We start from the raw sequence: 14,738 nt of genomic DNA, 5'->3' as shown, positions 1-14,738 counted from the left end.
ACTGTCAACATTCACGAAGAGAGGAAGCCTCCATGCACTCCACCGAAGCCGCCCCGGTCGCATCGACTGCCCAGGGCACGGGTCATCTGAAAAAGGTACTCGGCCCCATCCAGCTGTGGGGCATCGCAGTGGGCCTCGTCATCTCCGGTGAGTACTTTGGTTGGAGCTACGGCTGGAACACCGCCGGCACGCTCGGCTTCCTGGTCGCCACGCTGCTGGTGGCCACGATGTACACCACCTTCATCTTCAGCTTCACCGAACTCTCCACGGCCATTCCGCATGCAGGCGGGCCCTTCGCCTATGCGCGGCGCGCGTTCGGTCCCAACGGCGGCTTCGTGGCGGGCTTTGCCACGCTGGTCGAATTCGTCTTCGCGCCGCCGGCCATCGCGCTGGCCATCGGCGCCTACCTCAATGTGCAGTTTCCGGGCATCAACCCGAAGTGGTTCGCGCTCGGGGCCTATGTGATCTTCATCGCGCTCAACTGGGTCGGCGTGGGCATCGCGGCGGCTTTCGAGCTCTTCGTGACGGTGCTCGCCATCTTCGAGCTGCTGGTGTTCATGGGCGTGGTCACGCCGGGGTGGACGCTGGCCAACTTCGTGGCCAACGGCTGGGCCGGCGGCAACGTGCTCAATGGCGCGGCGATCTCGGGCATCTTCGCGTCGATTCCGTTCGCGATCTGGTTCTTTCTCGCCATCGAAGGCGCGGCCATGGCGGCCGAAGAGGCGCGCGATCCGCACCGCACCATTCCCATCGCCTACACCACGGGCATCGTCACGCTGGTGGTGCTGGCCTTCGGCGTGATGATCTTCGCGGGCGGCGTGGGCGACTGGCGCAAGCTCGCCAACATCAACGACCCGCTGCCGCAGGCCATGAAGGCGGTGGTGGGCGACAACAGCGGCTGGCTGCACATGCTGGTGTGGATCGGGCTCTTCGGGCTCATCGCGTCCTTCCACGGAATCATCATGGGCTACTCGCGGCAGATCTTCGCGTTGGCACGCGCCGGTTATCTGCCGGCCTACTTCGCGGGCCTGAGCCCGCGCTTCAACACGCCCCACCGCGCCCTGCTGGCCGGCGGCGTCATCGGCGTGATCGCGATCTTCAGCGACGAGTGGGTGCAGTTCGGCGGGCAAACGCTCACCGCCAACATCGTGACGATGGCGGTGCTCGGCGCGATCGTGATGTACCTCATCTCGATGGCCGCGCTCTTCAAGCTGCGCAGGAGCGAACCGAACCTGCTGCGCACCTACCGCGCGCCCTTCTACCCTGTGTTCCCCGCGATCGCGCTCGGCCTGGGCGTGGTGTGCCTGGGTGCGATGGTGTGGTTCAACCTCATGCTGACGGTGCTGTTCCTGGTGCTGATGGCGGCGGCCTACGGCTACTTCCTTCTGACCTCCTCGCAGCGCAAGGCGGCGGCGCCCGACGAGATGCTGTCTTCCACCGCCACCAACGCCTGAGCCCTCGCCTGAACGATGCGCTACCGCACCACCATCGCAGAACAGGTCTTCAGCTTCGACGACCTGAAGCAGGTCATGGCCTTTGCCAGCCCCGCGCGCTCGGGCGACTACCTCGCGGGCGTGGGCGCCGCCACCGCGCAGCAGCGCATGGCCGCGCGCCATGTGCTGGCCGAGACGCCGCTCAAGCAGTTCCTGACCGAAGCGCTCATTCCCTACGAGAGCGACAACATCACGCGGCTCATCATCGACGGCCACGATGCACAGGCTTTCGCGCCGGTGTCGCACCTCACGGTCGGCGACTTCCGCAACTGGCTGCTGTCGGACGAAGCCACGACCGCCACGCTCACCGCGCTCGCGCCCGGCCTCACGCCCGAGATGGTCGCGGCCGTGTCCAAGCTCATGCGCAACCAGGACCTGGTGTCTGTTGCCAAGAAGTGCAGCGTGGTCACGCGGTTTCGCAACACCATCGGGCTGCCGGGGCATCTGTCGGTGCGGCTGCAGCCCAATCACCCGACCGACGACCTGCGCGGCGTGGCCGCGTCCACGCTCGACGGCCTGCTCTACGGTGCGGGCGATGCGGTGATCGGCCTCAACCCGGCCTCCGACAGCATGCCGGTGCTGGGCCAGCTGCTGCACATGCTGGACGAGGTGATCCAGCGCTTCGAGATTCCCACGCAAAGCTGCGTGCTCACGCATGTGACGAACACGCTCAAGCTTGCCGAAGCGGGCGCGCCGGTGGACCTGGTGTTCCAGTCGATCGCGGGCACCGAGAAGGCGAACCTCTCGTTCGGCGTGACGCCCGAACTGCTCGACGAGGCCTATGCCGCGGCGCTCGCATTGAAGCGCGGCACCGTCGGCGACAACGTCATGTACTTCGAGACGGGCCAGGGCAGCGCCCTCTCGGCCAACGCCAACTTCGGGGTCGACCAGCAGACCTGCGAGGTGCGCGCCTATGCGCTGGCGCGGCGCTACAAGCCCTTTCTCATCAACACGGTGGTCGGCTTCATCGGGCCGGAGTACCTGTACGACGGCAAGCAGATCATCCGCGCGGGCCTGGAAGATCACTTCTGCGGCAAGCTGCTCGGCCTGCCCATCGGTTGCGACATCTGCTACACGAACCATGCCGAGGCCGACCAGGACGACATGGACACCCTGCTCGTGCTGCTGGGCACCGCGGGCATCAACTTCATCATGGGCATTCCGGGGGCGGACGACGTGATGCTCAACTACCAGAGCACCTCGTTCCATGACGCGCTGTTCCTGCGCCAGACGCTGGGCCTCAAGCGCGCGCCCGAGTTCGAGGCGTGGCTGCAGCGCATGCAGATCACCGATGCGGCGGGGCAGCTTGCGCCGCCCTCTTCCAACCGCCTGCTGGCTGACATGAGCGGGCTCAAGGCGCTTACGTCATGAGCCGCCGGGCCGCTCCCAAGGCGAATGCCGCAGTGCGAAGCACGCAGGTCAATCCATGAGCGATGCCGTCACACCGAACCCCTGGGCGCAATGGCGCTCGGCCACACCCGCACGCCTCGCACTCGGGCGCGCCGGCGCCGGCATGCCGACCGACGAGACGCTGCGCTTCGGCTGGGCGCACGCGATGGCGCGCGATGCAATCCATGCGGCGCTCGATGTCGATGCGCTCGAAGCCACGCTGAGCGCACAACATTGGGAAGTCGCCCGCGCCCGCAGCCGTGCGGCGGACCGCACCACGTATCTCCGCCGCCCCGACCTCGGCCGCCAGCTCGATGAGGAGGACGACGGCCGCCTGCGCGCCATCGGGCGCTACGGCTGCGATGTCTGCGTCGTCATCGGCGATGGGCTTTCATCGCTCGCGGTCGCGCGCCATGCCGCGCCGCTGCTCGCCGCGCTGCGCTCGCAGTTGCCGGCCGACACGCGCTTCTCGCCCGTGGTCATCGCCACGCAGGCGCGCGTGGCACTGGCCGACGAGGTGGGCGAGCTGTTCGGCGCGATGCTCTCGGTGATGCTGATCGGCGAGCGGCCGGGCCTGAGTTCGCCCGACAGCCTCGGCATCTACCTGACCCATTCGCCCAAGCGCGGGCTGAACGATGCGGCACGCAACTGCATCTCCAACGTGCGGCCCGAAGGCCTGCCCTACGAAGCCGCCGCGTTCAAGCTGGCGTGGCTGATGCGCGAATCGCTGCGACGGGGGCTGACCGGCGTGGCGCTCAAGGACGAGAGCGATCTTGCGGTGCTGGAGCAGCGCGATGCGCGACGACCGGGCCTGCCCGGATAAGGCCGCCCTTCCCTTAACGATGAATACGCAATAAAATGACTCTTAAGCCGTTTAATAGTCATTTTATTGATGTCGAAAAGCAGCCACAGCCTCTCGGCCCTGCCCTCGCAAACCATCGCGCCTCTTGAAAGGCTGGGCCTGCGCCTGCGCGCGCACAGGGTCCAGCGCGAATGGACGATCGCCGAAATGGCCGAGCGCCTGCTGTGCTCGCCCAACACACTGCGCGCGCTCGAATCCGGCAAGCCCGGCACCAGCATCGGCCTGCTGGCCCATGCGCTGTGGCTCTTCGGCGAGATCGATTCGATCGACGGTGTGGCCCCGGCACCCACCGGTCTGGCGGCGAAGCGCCGCGTCCGCAAGTCGGCCGCGCAACAAGGCACGGCAGGCGTGATCGCGGAGAACGAACGTGACTTCTGACGACGCCGCCAATGCCGATGCCGAGCGCCGCATCTACGTCGGCCTCGCGCACCACACCGGCGAGCGGGTGCAGCCGGCCGGCCTGATGAAGCTCGTTCGCCGTGGCGTGGTGGAGTCCGGCGAATTCGCCTACGGCAGGCGCTATCTCGAAGACCCGGCCGCCGCGCCGCTCAACCCCGAGCAGCTGCCGCTGCGCGATGCCGCCTTCGTGCTGCCCGAGCGCCGCCTCCGCGAAGGCGGCGCCATGCCGCTCACGCTGCGCGACGCACTGCCCGACAGCTGGGGCCGCAAGGTGCTCGAAATACGCCAGGGCAGGCCCCTGCCCGACATCGATGCATTGCTGCTCACCAACGAGGACCGCATCGGCGCGATGGTGTTCGCCGAAGCCCTGCCCATCGAGAGCGAGAAGCCGCCCTCGGCGCTCCTGTCGCTGGAAGAACTTGCCGAAGCGTCCCGGCGCGTAGAAGCCGGCATGGAGATCGGACCCGACATGCACCGGCTCCTGCGGGGTGGCAGCCTGGGCGGCGCGCGCCCCAAGGCCGCCTTCGTGCATGAAGGCCGGCGCTTCATCGCCAAGTTCGCATCGCGCGGCGACGACCACGACGTGGAAGTGATCGAAGCCGCCACGCTCTGGCTGGCCGACGCCTGCGGCATCGAGGTTCCGCCCTTCCTGCTCCAACCCCTCGCGCTGGGGCATGCCTTGCTGGTCGAACGCTTCGACCGCGCGGGCCCGGTGACCGACGAGCGGCGCTTTCATTACCTCTCGGCTTCGGCATTGCTCGACGTGCCCTATGAATCCAGCCGAGGCAGCTACGTCGAGCTCGCGCAGCTGCTGCGCCGCATCTCGCGGCGGCCGCAGGAAGACCTGTCCGAACTGTTCCGCCGGCTGGTGTTCAACCTGGCGGTGGGCAACAGCGACGATCACGTCAAGAACCATGGCGCGCTGCGTGGCGAAGACGGGCTGTGGCGCCTCGCCCCTGCCTTCGACCTCGTGATGCAGCTGGGCGGACACACGGGTTACCAGGAGCTGGCCATTCTTCCGGGGCAGCACGCATCGAGCCTTGCGCTGGTACGCGAGGCGGCGCGCCACTTCGGCCTGACGACTGCGGCGGCCGACGAAATCATCCTTGCCATTGGCGAGACAGTCGCCGTTCATGCGGCAGCCAGCGTGGCGTCTGCCGGTGGCGATCTGGCGCTCGTGCGACGCGTGGCCGCCTTCATCGAGCAGCAGGCCGGGCGCATTGCCGCCTAGGCGCCCGCGCTCGACTGCACTCGACTGCCAAAGGGCAGCAGCACAGATAGACTTTGATTCCCCTGCCCCGGACAGGTCGAACGCAGGCGCCGAAGATCCGGTCCGCGGATCGTTTTTCAGCGACGCGAATCACTTATTCATCCAGCAACAAGACAGAAAGAGATCGCCATGGCAAAAGCCTATTGGGTCAGTGCATACCGAGCCGTCAAGGACGCCGACAAACTCGCGGCCTACGCGAAACTGGCCGGCCCGGCGATCGCGGCCGGCGGCGGACGCTTTCTCGCGCGAGGCCTGCCCGCCAAGGTCTACGAGTACGGCTTGGCCGAACGCACCGTGCTGATCGAGTTCGACAGCGTCGAGCAAGCGACGGCCGTACACGACAGTCCCGACTACCAGGCCGCGCTCGCTGCGCTGGGCGACGGCGCCGAACGGGACCTGCGCATCGTCGAAGGGGTTTGAGCAACCCGGGGCGCGCTCACGCTCGCAAGGTCGAAGGACATTCACGATGACCATCACCATCACCGCCTTTGAACGGTCGCCCGACGGCGGCAAGGGCCTGGCACGCGACACGCGCGTGCGCTGGGCACTGGAGGAAGCCGGCCTGCCCTACGAGGTGCGCCTGGTGTCCATGCGCGCAATGAAGGAGGCAGCGCATCTGGCGCTGCATCCCTTCGGCCAGATTCCCACCTACGAGGAAGACGACCTCGCGCTGTTCGAGACCGGCGCCATCGTGCTGCACATCGCCGAGCGCCGCCCCGGCCTGCTTCCCGTCGATGCCAACGCAAGGGCGCGCGCGATCACATGGATGTTCGCGGCGCTCAACACGGTCGAGCCTCCCATCCTCGAACTCGTCACCGTCAAGTTCGTGGAAGGCGACCAGCCCTGGAAAGACGAGCGCATGCCCCTCGTGCACGACCGCGTGCGCGCCCGGCTCGCCCAGCTTGCCGCTCGCCTGGGCGATGCCGACTGGCTGGACGGCGACTTCAGCGCGGGCGACCTGCTGATGGCGTCGGTGCTGCTGCGGGCGAGACCGTCCGGCCTGCTGGACGAGTTTCCCAACCTGGCCGCCTATGTCGCTCGCGGGGAAGCGCGGCCGGCCTACCAGCGGGCGTTTGCTGCGCAGTTGGCGATCAACGCTGCGCCTTTGCCGGCAAGTCGGGAGACCTCGGCGACGGGCACTACAGTGCTCCCATGACCAGCACAACCCTGCTCCCTTCCGACCTTCAAGCCGCCATGCGCGCACGTGACGACGCCTTCTACGCCGTCGATTCGGCACAGTGGGGCAAGTACACCGCGAGCGACTTCACGACTGTCCAGCAGAACGGCCAGTTCATGTCTCGGGCCGAACGAATCGGCAATCTTCAGACGCAGAAGCAGCGGCCCTATGTGCTGCGCGAACGCGAGCAACACGAGCAGCAAGGCGACCTTGTGGTCACTCGCTTCTTCAGCGGCGGACTATGGGTAATGGAAGTCTGGAAACGCATGGACGGTGCGTGGGTCACCGTCATGACGCAAGCCACGACGGCGGCCTGACCAAGCATTGTTGAAAAATCGCCTTTGTCCGGCAAACGTCATGCATCAAACCAATGAGCGCGCATGCTGCTCAGAAATTCGTGAGTGATAGGAACTCCAGCGGCGGAGCCTACGACAGAGTCAATGCCGCATTTTGGACATATGGCAGTCCGACCTTCATCGACCCACTCAACGATGGTCGCAGGTGGAAATGAGGCCATGCAATAGAAGCAGCCACAGATCTCGCTCGCTTCGATTTGACGTCTGTGATTGCTGCTGAAAGTGTGGGCCGTGATGACATCCATCTATCTTCAATCTTTCAGGAACTGAGGCCCGCGAAAATCCGCCCCTGGCCATTTCCTCATGACGTTCCCACTACCCTGGTGCTTCGCCCTTGGCTATTCGGAGGCAATCTTGCAGGCGCTGGATGAGGGTCTCCATTTCTTGTTCCCCCAGCTCAAGCGGATCACCATGCGAGCCGACTGCGATGAGGCAGACAGTGGATTCATCGACTCAAACATCGAGGCGTTCTTGGGCTTCGGAAACAGGCTGCTCGTTCAACGGCACAGTGGACCCTTGCTCATAGGTTGACCAGGAAATTTCGGCATCCATCTTGAAGCGGCATTCAGGGGCCGGCTGAATCTCAGCAGTTCCGCGGAGATGTCGGCGACTGGCTGACTTCAGAAGTTACCGAGGCGCGTGGATCGTATCGTGCTTCGCAATCGTCACGCTCTCCTCAAGGCGCTCCATCTGCAAGTGGCTCGGGCCAAACGCAACAGCAGTTACCGTCACCGCTTGCTGGCGCGTCGCCGCTTCGATCACCTGAATTTCAATCTGAAGTTCCTCGCCTTCCACCTCGACTGTTTTTGAAGTGGGTCCAGCGCTGGCATGCGCCGCAAGCCTCGACCAGGGCAACAGGCGGAACGCCTCCAACTCCCTTGCAAGTACTGCATAGGCGCTCCCACGCTTCATGACACTCCTCCCAAAGCTTGTTGATTAGCTGCTCCGCCGACTGCCACCATCACTGCAAAACCGCATCTCGCCGCTCCTCGGCAGAAGCCACTAACGCTCGCTCCAGAACATCGAACATCCCACGTCCCGCACTCGTCACGAAGTAGTTGCCCAAGCTCGTGATGTGCGATGCGATGTTGCTCCCCCACGGCGGCCTCGCCTGGCGGTTCTCGATGTCCCAGACCACAGCCGAGGGCGGCAACTTGTCCAGCGCGGCTTTGGCCAGTCGCAGTTCATCGAGCGCGGGCAGCGCATTCTCGTGAGGCAAGCGCCCCTGATAAAGCTCGTTCATCAAATGCGGAAACCGGCTTCCCCAACCGTCAGGTTCGCAATGCGCACTGATGGTCGAGAAGAACGAGTGCACGAACGACGGCGCGCCGAGTTCATTCGTGATGGATCCGACTGTCACTCCCACTGCCATCAGTGCTGCTCCTTGTGAACTGGGCGCCGCCCGATGCGTCGCCTTGCATGACTGCTGTCCGGTCGGGCGGATTCTGCCCTGCAGCTGGCTGCGTGGCCGCTACGGGCCGGTCGCAAGCGCCTCGCGCCGCGCTTTCTCGCTCAACTGGAACAACGCCGCCGCCTTTCGCGCGAGGTCGGAGGCGAGCCAGAGCACGTTGTCCAGGTGCGAAGGCCCGCTGCCGCTGCACCAATCGATGTCTTCGCCGTGGCAGATCCACAGCAGGGCCTCAAGTTGTGCGAGCGTGTTTTCGAGGAGGTCCGTCGGGTCCTGGTCGTTCCCGGTGGGAGATACCGGCGTGCGAGGCCGGGCTATAGTCTTGGTAGCCATTTTTGTGCGGTCCTTTTGAGGTTGTTGCACGTCTTTGGTTAGACGGCTGGGGTGTTTGCGCACCCCGGCCGTCGCCTTTTGATATCTCGCATTTGCATCGGTGCTTGCACACCGACAACCCGCCGCGAGGCGAAGCGGTTCTTCATTTATCTATTCATTCAGCTTGTGTTGTGCGTTGCGCCTTGCTGCGCCCCTTGGTGGGGTGCTGGGTGACAGGGGGCATTCACTTTAGAGAAGAGCGCGTGCTGCGGGGCCGATGCGTGGTGCATGAAGTCCCCGTTCGCGCGCACAAATACAACTTCCGACGGGCGACGAAGGCATGTGCCGGCCGCGCACAGCAAACAGCTGGCACGGCTGATGCGTAGGTCGATGTCGAAGCGTCACGGGCGTTGCCTACGCTCGGCGCTTCTCATCCATCGACAACGCACCACCACAGGGAACGCATGCAACGCCGCCTTGCCCTCCTCACCCCGCTCGCCGCCGCGCTGGTCGCCACCGGCTGCGCGAGCCTCTCGCCAGCCATGGGCCTCTCGCCCGCCCACTGGGACGCCTTCAACCGCGCGCAGATCGAAGGCCTGATCGCCAGCCTCGGCAAGGGCAGCCCGGGCTACAACGCCGCCAAGCCGCCCTACGTGGTATTCGACTGGGACAACACCAGCGTCTTCCTCGACATCGAGGAAGCCTCGCTCATCTACCAGTTGGAGAACCTCGCATTCGGCGCCACGCCCGCGCAGCTCGAAGTGGCGCTGCGCAAGAACATTCCGAAGAAAGACTTTTTGCCCGCGCACAACAACGCGGCGGGCAAGCCGGTCAACATCGACCTCGTGGTGCCCGACATCGTGGCCAGCTACACCTGGCTCTACCAGAACAGCAGCACCCTCAAGGGCAGCAAGCCGCTGGCGGCCGTGAAGCTCGATCCGAACTACATCGCCTTCACCACCAAGGTGCGCTACCTGTACGAAGCCATCGGCGACACCTTCGACCACGACACGGCCTACCCGTGGGTCACCTACCTCTTCGTCGGCATGACCGAAGCGCAGGTGCGCAAGCTCACGGCCGACACGGTGGCGTGGCAGTTGAAGGAGCCGGTCGCGAAGGTGAAGTGGACCTCGCCGGCTGCGCTTCCGGGCAAGGCGGGCGTGGTCTCGGTGAGCTGGAAGAACGGCCTCCGGCTGCAGCCCGAGATGCAGGAGCTGTACGCCGCATTCCGCAACGCGGGCTTCGATGTGTGGGTGTGCTCGGCCTCGTTCGTCGACGTGATCAAGGAGATCTCTTCGAACCCCGCCTTCGGCTACAACAACCCGCCCGACCGCGTGCTCGCGATGGAGCTGGAGCGCGACGCCAACGGCGTGATCCAGCCCGAATTCCGCCGCGGCTACGACCAGACGCAGGGCCCGGGCAAGACGAAGAACATCCAGCGCTTTCTCGTCAGCAAATACGGCTACGGCCCGAGCTTCATCGCCGGCGACAGCGAAGGTGACCAGAACATGATGGCCGACTTCGCCGACACGAAGAAGGTGCTGATCGTCAACCGCCTGCGCGATCCGAAGACCGACATCGGCAAGTTCTCGGCGATGGCGGTGCAGAACTACGGCAAGCCTGACACGCGCTATCTGCTGCAAGGCCGCGACGACAACACAGGCCAGTGGGTGGCGTCGCAGTTGCACACACCGCTGGGTGCCACGCAGGGCAAGGCACTCAAATAGACAGACGCAGGCAGGCGGCGGTCACCTGCCTATGATCCTGGCATCGAACGACACCAGGAGACAAGCCATGGCTGCCCGCTACCCCCTCGCCGAACTCAAGGACCTGCCCGAAGACATCCGCACCGCGATCCTCGCCGTGCAGGAAAAGGCCGGCTTCGTGCCCAACGTGTTCCTCGGCCTTGCACGCCGCCCGGCCGAGTGGCGCGCGTTCTTCGCGTACCACGACGCGCTGATGCTCAAGGAAGAAGGCTCGCTCACCAAGGGCGACCGCGAGATGATCGTCACCACCACCAGCGCGGCCAACCAGTGCCTCTACTGCGTGGTGGCGCACGGCGCGCTGCTGCGCATCTACGAGAAAAAGCCGCTGGTGGCCGACCAGGTGGCGGTGAACTACCGCAAGGCCGACATCACGCCGCGCCAGCGCGCGATGCTCGACTTTGCGATGAAGGTCTGCGACCGCTCGCACGAGATCGACGACAGCGACTTCCCGCCGCTGCACGCCCACGGCTTCGACGACGAGGACATCTGGGACATCGCGGCCATCACCGCCTTCTTCGGCCTGAGCAACCGGCTCGCGAGCTTCAGCGGCATGCAGCCGAACAACGAGTTCTTCCTGATGGGGCGGCTGCCGCGCGAGAAGAAGTGATGGCCTGCGTCCGATAGGGCGCGATCCGTTCCTTTTCGGTTCTTGTCGAAAACAATCCGTTCACGCTGAGCCTGTCGAAGCGCAGCGCAAGGCTTCGACAAGCTCAGCCCGAACGGTCCGGGAGACGTCGCCCACCACAACACCGTTCGCCCTGAGCTTGTCGAAGGGCCTTCCACTGCACATCCTGGATTCGACAAGCTCGGCCCGAACGGTCCGGGAGACGTCGCCCACCACAACACCGTTCGCCCTGAGCTTGTCGAAGGTCCTTCCACTCCACATCCTGGCTTCGACAAGCTCGGCCCGAACGGTCCGGGAGACGTCGCCCACCACAACACCGTTCGCCCTGAGCTTGTCGAAGGGCCTTCCACTCCACATCCTGGCTTCGACAAGCTCAGCCCGAACGGTCCGGGAGACGTCGCCCACCACAACACCGTTCGCCCTGAGCTTGTCGAAGGGCCTTCCACTGCACATCCTGACTTCGACAAGCTCGGCCCGAACGGTTCTCGATCGATCGCGGTCCGCGTCAGGCCTTCGCACGGCAGGAGGCGAGCGCATCCAGCGCGGGCTTGTAGGTGGGCGTGTTCACGTCCATCAGGCCCAGCACCGTGTGATAGAGGTTGTCGTGCGTGAGGGGTGCATCGAGCCCCGCCTCCATGCACGAGCGCGAGAGCTTGCGGCGCTCGCTCATGCCTTCGCTGAACCAGGTGACCATCGGCACGTGCTTCTGCGCCTCGGGCGCAAAGCTGTATGGCACGCCGTGCAGGAAGAGGCCGTACTCGCCGAGCGATTCGCCGTGGTCGCTCACGTAGAGCATCGCCGGGTCGTATTGCTTCGACTGCGCCTTGAGCCAGTCGATGGTGTCGGCGAGAAAGCGGTCGGTCTGCACGATGGAGTTGTCGTAGACGTTCATCAGCTCGTTGTGCCCGCACTCGGCCAGCGCATTGGTCTTGCACTCGGGCGTGAAGCGTTTCACCTCGGGCGCCGAGCGCTTGTAGTAGGCCGGGCCGTGGCTGCCCATCTGGTGCATCACCAGCACCACGCCCTTGGCGCGGCGCTCGGCCGGCAGCGCGGCGATGCGCGCGTCCAGGTTCTTGAGCATCACTTCGTCGAGGCACTCGTCGCCATCGCACAGGGCCTTCTTGGTGGCCGCATCGAGCCCGTCGAAGGCTGACGCATTGGGAATGCGCGTGCACACGTCCTTGCAGCCGGCCTGGTTGTCGAGCCAGAGCACGGCCAGGCCCGAGGCCTGCAGCACATCGACGAGGTTCTCGTAATCGTCCTTGCGCGATTCGTAGCCTTGCTTGCCCAGCGGCGAGAACATGCACGGCACCGAAGCCAGCGTGTTGGTGCCGCACGAATGCACGTCGCGGTAACTCAGCACGTTGCGCTTGGCCAGCTCGGGCGTGGTGTCGCGTGCGTAGCCGTTCAGCGCGAAGTGATCGGCACGCGCCGTTTCGCCCACCACGACCACGAACATCGGCGGGCGCACCTGCGCTGCGTAGCTCGCGCCGAGCGTGGTGCCGGGGGTGATCGGAATGAGCTTGCCGCTGCGCTTGAACAGCGGCTTGATGAACACGGCGCCCGTCGAGTAGAGGCTCGCGATCGGGTTCATCATGTAGCGCAGGTGGATGTTGTTGCGCATCAGCGGCGCGAGCTGCCGGTTCATCGCCACGCCGGTCGCGAGCGCCACCACCACGGCCAGCAGCAGCAGGGCCGCGTTGCGCCAGAGCTTCGAGAGAAAGCCCATCGGCGCGATGCGCATGCGCCAGAGCATCAACCCCGCGGGCAAGGCGACGATCAGCACGTTGAACGCCATGCGCCAGCTCAGCAGGTCGCGCGCCTCGTTGGGGTCGGTCTGCAGCGCGTTGGCGATCATGGTCGGGTCCATGACGACGCGGTACTCGAGCATGTAGTGCTGCGTCACCGCGGCCAGCACGACCACCAGGAACCACAGCGGCTTCAGCCAGCGCGACCAGGCGGTGAGCGAAAGCATCGCCACAGTGCCGCACAGCGTGAGCAGGCTCATGGCGATGACCGTCGGCAGGTAGGTGCTCGGCGCCCCGCCGATGCGGGCCAGCTCGTTCCAGAGCGGCCAGTTGGTGGTCAGCACCAGGTACAGGCCCAGCCAGAGCATGACCAGCGCGGCCGATCGCGGGCGCGTGAGCCACTGGTCGACACGTTGCCAGAGCGCCCCGGGCGGGGAAAGCTGTTGCGCAGAAGCCTCGAAAAGAGGTGCGCTGTGCACGGGTGCAGGCTCGGTACGCGAAAAAGACATGCAGCGAATGTAGGGACGCTGCCTGAAAGGAGCCTGAACCGGGCGTTCAGTCCGCGTTCAGACTCGTCCGTCGTGCACGCGCAAGCCGGCGGCGGGCCGGCATTCTGGCGAGGGCCAGGCTCAGTGGGCGGCTCACGCCGCGCTCGACAATGATCGACACCAGCGCCGCAAGGAGCACGGCCGCCGCAATGTCCGATGGAAAGTGCAGCCCCAGGTAGAGGCGGCTCCAGGCCACCACAGCCGCCGCCGCGAGCGCCGCCAGCATGGGGGCACGGTGCGGCAGGCACCACAGCGAGAAGGCGGCGGCGAAGGTGCCGGCCGCATGCAGGCTCGGAAAGCCGGGCCGCATGCCCTGCGGCTCCCACTGGATGCCCAGCCCGAAGAACGCGGGTCTCGGAAACGGCAGCGCCGAGCGGAACACGTTCACGATGACCCACGTCGCGATCACGCTCACCAGCGCGGTGAAAAGCGCATAGCGCCAGCGCTTGTCGAACATCGCGCTCGCGATGATCGTCACGGCCAGCAGGGCCGGCAGCACTTCGGAGGCGAAACGGGCGAACTCGATGAGCCACAGCGGCGCCGAAGCGTCCGCGTTGAGCCAGCCGAACAGGGCGAAATCAAGAGCTTGCATGAAGGGGTGTCGCTGGTTCGAGCGGGCTTTGGTTCCGGCGGGTCACCGCCAGATCGATGGCGAATCCGACAACCCAGCAGACCCAGGCAGTCCAGAGCGTGTGGCTCATGTAGTGGGCGCCGCGCAGCTGCTGCGCGAAGCCCAGCACCAGGCCGGCCACCACCGCCACGCCCAGCCAGATGAACGCCGCGCGGGCGGACGCCCGGCGCAGCACGAAATAGCCGCCGACGTAGGCGAATGCGGCCGACGCGTGCCCGGCCGGGAAGCACCCGCCGGGACCGCCGTCGCCCACGCCCCACGACCAGTGCGACACGTAGTGCGCGACGCCGCCGAACTCATTCAGGTCCCAGGGGCAGCTGGTGTCGCTGAAATGCTTGATGGCACTGACGGCCAGCACCGAGGCCAGCACGGTCACCGCCAACTGCACCCGGTCGCGCGTGGGAAGCTTCCGCAGGATGCCCAGCGGCCAGCGGATGGCCACGAACAGGCCGATCACCAGCAGCCAGCTCAGGTTTCTGGCGCCCTCGTGCATCACATGGACCAGGAAGGGGTTCTCGCGCCACGGAAAGCCCATGGGCGTGCCGGCCATGCGCGCCAGCAGCAGGTCGCCGTGGGAGGCATCCCAGATCATCAGCAAGGCCAGTGCGAGCAAGGTCAGGGCTCCGAGACGGAGATTCGCGGTACGTGTCATTGAAAGAACCAGGCCTCGACAAAAACTGGCGCGAGCCTACGTTCGCGAAATGAACCCAGTCTGAAGCGACCTGAACGAATGCTGACGCGGCCCCCCTCGACC

The 14,738-nt window shown here is 65.6% G+C and carries 17 protein-coding genes; 10 read left to right on the top strand and 7 right to left on the bottom strand.

What is annotated here, in order from left to right; translation table 11 throughout:
- Nucleotides 1–32: 32 nt before the first annotated feature.
- From eat to QF040_RS02640, 8 genes are all read left to right on the top strand, one after another.
- Complete coding sequence (eat, locus tag QF040_RS02675; protein ID WP_429609722.1) at nt 33–1,454, top strand: ethanolamine permease; 1,422 nt, start codon at nt 33–35, stop codon at nt 1,452–1,454.
- A gap of 15 nt (nt 1,455–1,469) precedes the next feature.
- A complete protein-coding gene (locus tag QF040_RS02670) occupies nt 1,470–2,864 on the top strand; it encodes an ethanolamine ammonia-lyase subunit EutB (protein ID WP_429609721.1) in 1,395 nt (464 codons plus the stop codon).
- Nucleotides 2,865–2,919: 55 nt separating this feature from the next.
- Nucleotides 2,920–3,705 carry an ethanolamine ammonia-lyase subunit EutC gene (eutC, locus tag QF040_RS02665; RefSeq protein WP_429609720.1) on the top strand — a complete coding sequence of 262 codons (786 nt, stop codon included), beginning with the start codon at nt 2,920–2,922 and terminating at the stop codon, nt 3,703–3,705.
- 69 nt (nt 3,706–3,774) lie between these two features.
- A complete protein-coding gene (locus QF040_RS02660) occupies nt 3,775–4,122 on the top strand; it encodes a helix-turn-helix domain-containing protein (RefSeq protein WP_429609719.1) in 348 nt (115 codons plus the stop codon).
- Nucleotides 4,112–5,374 (top strand): type II toxin-antitoxin system HipA family toxin, encoded by a 1,263-nt coding sequence (locus QF040_RS02655; RefSeq protein WP_429609718.1) that lies wholly within the window; start codon nt 4,112–4,114, stop codon nt 5,372–5,374. The genes QF040_RS02660 and QF040_RS02655 overlap by 11 nt, the downstream gene beginning before the upstream one ends.
- Before the next feature lie 168 nt (nt 5,375–5,542).
- The gene (locus QF040_RS02650) at nt 5,543–5,833 is read left to right on the top strand and encodes a DUF1330 domain-containing protein (protein WP_306877244.1); all 291 of its coding nucleotides are present in this window, start codon (nt 5,543–5,545) and stop codon (nt 5,831–5,833) included.
- 46 nt (nt 5,834–5,879) lie between these two features.
- Nucleotides 5,880–6,569: a glutathione S-transferase family protein gene (locus QF040_RS02645; protein ID WP_429609717.1), complete on the top strand. Its 690-nt coding sequence runs from the start codon at nt 5,880–5,882 to the stop codon at nt 6,567–6,569.
- A complete protein-coding gene (locus QF040_RS02640) occupies nt 6,566–6,907 on the top strand; it encodes a nuclear transport factor 2 family protein (RefSeq protein WP_013540790.1) in 342 nt (113 codons plus the stop codon). The genes QF040_RS02645 and QF040_RS02640 overlap by 4 nt, the downstream gene beginning before the upstream one ends.
- A 666-nt stretch (nt 6,908–7,573) precedes the next feature.
- Here QF040_RS02640 and QF040_RS02635 read toward each other — a convergent pair.
- From QF040_RS02635 to QF040_RS02625, 3 genes are all read right to left on the bottom strand, one after another.
- A complete protein-coding gene (locus QF040_RS02635; RefSeq protein ID WP_429609716.1) occupies nt 7,574–7,858 on the bottom strand; it encodes a hypothetical protein in 285 nt (94 codons plus the stop codon).
- A gap of 49 nt (nt 7,859–7,907) precedes the next feature.
- On the bottom strand, nt 7,908–8,318 hold the full coding sequence (locus tag QF040_RS02630; protein ID WP_429609715.1) for an Imm70 family immunity protein: 411 nt from the start codon (nt 8,316–8,318) through the stop codon (nt 7,908–7,910).
- Between the two features lie 99 nt (nt 8,319–8,417).
- Nucleotides 8,418–8,687 (bottom strand): hypothetical protein, encoded by a 270-nt coding sequence (locus QF040_RS02625; protein WP_429609714.1) that lies wholly within the window; start codon nt 8,685–8,687, stop codon nt 8,418–8,420.
- Between the two features lie 443 nt (nt 8,688–9,130).
- On the opposite strand from QF040_RS02625, the gene QF040_RS02620 reads away from it, so the two are divergent.
- Nucleotides 9,131–10,393, top strand: a complete 1,263-nt coding sequence (locus QF040_RS02620) for a haloacid dehalogenase-like hydrolase (RefSeq protein WP_429609713.1) — start codon at nt 9,131–9,133, stop codon at nt 10,391–10,393.
- A 67-nt stretch (nt 10,394–10,460) separates the two neighbouring features.
- Complete coding sequence (locus QF040_RS02615) at nt 10,461–11,039, top strand: peroxidase-related enzyme (RefSeq protein ID WP_042577136.1); 579 nt, start codon at nt 10,461–10,463, stop codon at nt 11,037–11,039.
- A gap of 60 nt (nt 11,040–11,099) precedes the next feature.
- Here the strand turns inward: QF040_RS02615 and QF040_RS02610 are convergent, their stop codons facing one another.
- The 4 genes from QF040_RS02610 to QF040_RS02595 are packed head-to-tail and all read right to left on the bottom strand — an operon-like array spanning nt 11,100 to nt 14,636.
- Nucleotides 11,100–11,576 (bottom strand): hypothetical protein, encoded by a 477-nt coding sequence (locus QF040_RS02610; RefSeq protein WP_429609712.1) that lies wholly within the window; start codon nt 11,574–11,576, stop codon nt 11,100–11,102.
- Nucleotides 11,563–13,314, bottom strand: coding sequence for a phosphoethanolamine transferase (locus QF040_RS02605; protein WP_429609711.1), 1,752 nt, complete (start codon nt 13,312–13,314; stop codon nt 11,563–11,565). Before QF040_RS02605 ends, QF040_RS02610 begins: the two co-directional genes overlap by 14 nt.
- A 46-nt stretch (nt 13,315–13,360) precedes the next feature.
- On the bottom strand, nt 13,361–13,945 hold the full coding sequence (locus QF040_RS02600) for a phosphatase PAP2 family protein (RefSeq protein ID WP_429609710.1): 585 nt from the start codon (nt 13,943–13,945) through the stop codon (nt 13,361–13,363).
- Complete coding sequence (locus QF040_RS02595) at nt 13,932–14,636, bottom strand: phosphatase PAP2 family protein (RefSeq protein ID WP_429609709.1); 705 nt, start codon at nt 14,634–14,636, stop codon at nt 13,932–13,934. Before QF040_RS02595 ends, QF040_RS02600 begins: the two co-directional genes overlap by 14 nt.
- Between the last annotated feature and the right edge of the window lie 102 nt (nt 14,637–14,738).

The organism is Variovorax sp. W2I14 (genome assembly GCF_050435205.1).
Taxonomy (GTDB): domain Bacteria; phylum Pseudomonadota; class Gammaproteobacteria; order Burkholderiales; family Burkholderiaceae_C; genus Variovorax; species Variovorax paradoxus_C.
This window is presented reverse-complemented; position numbering and strand designations above follow the sequence as displayed.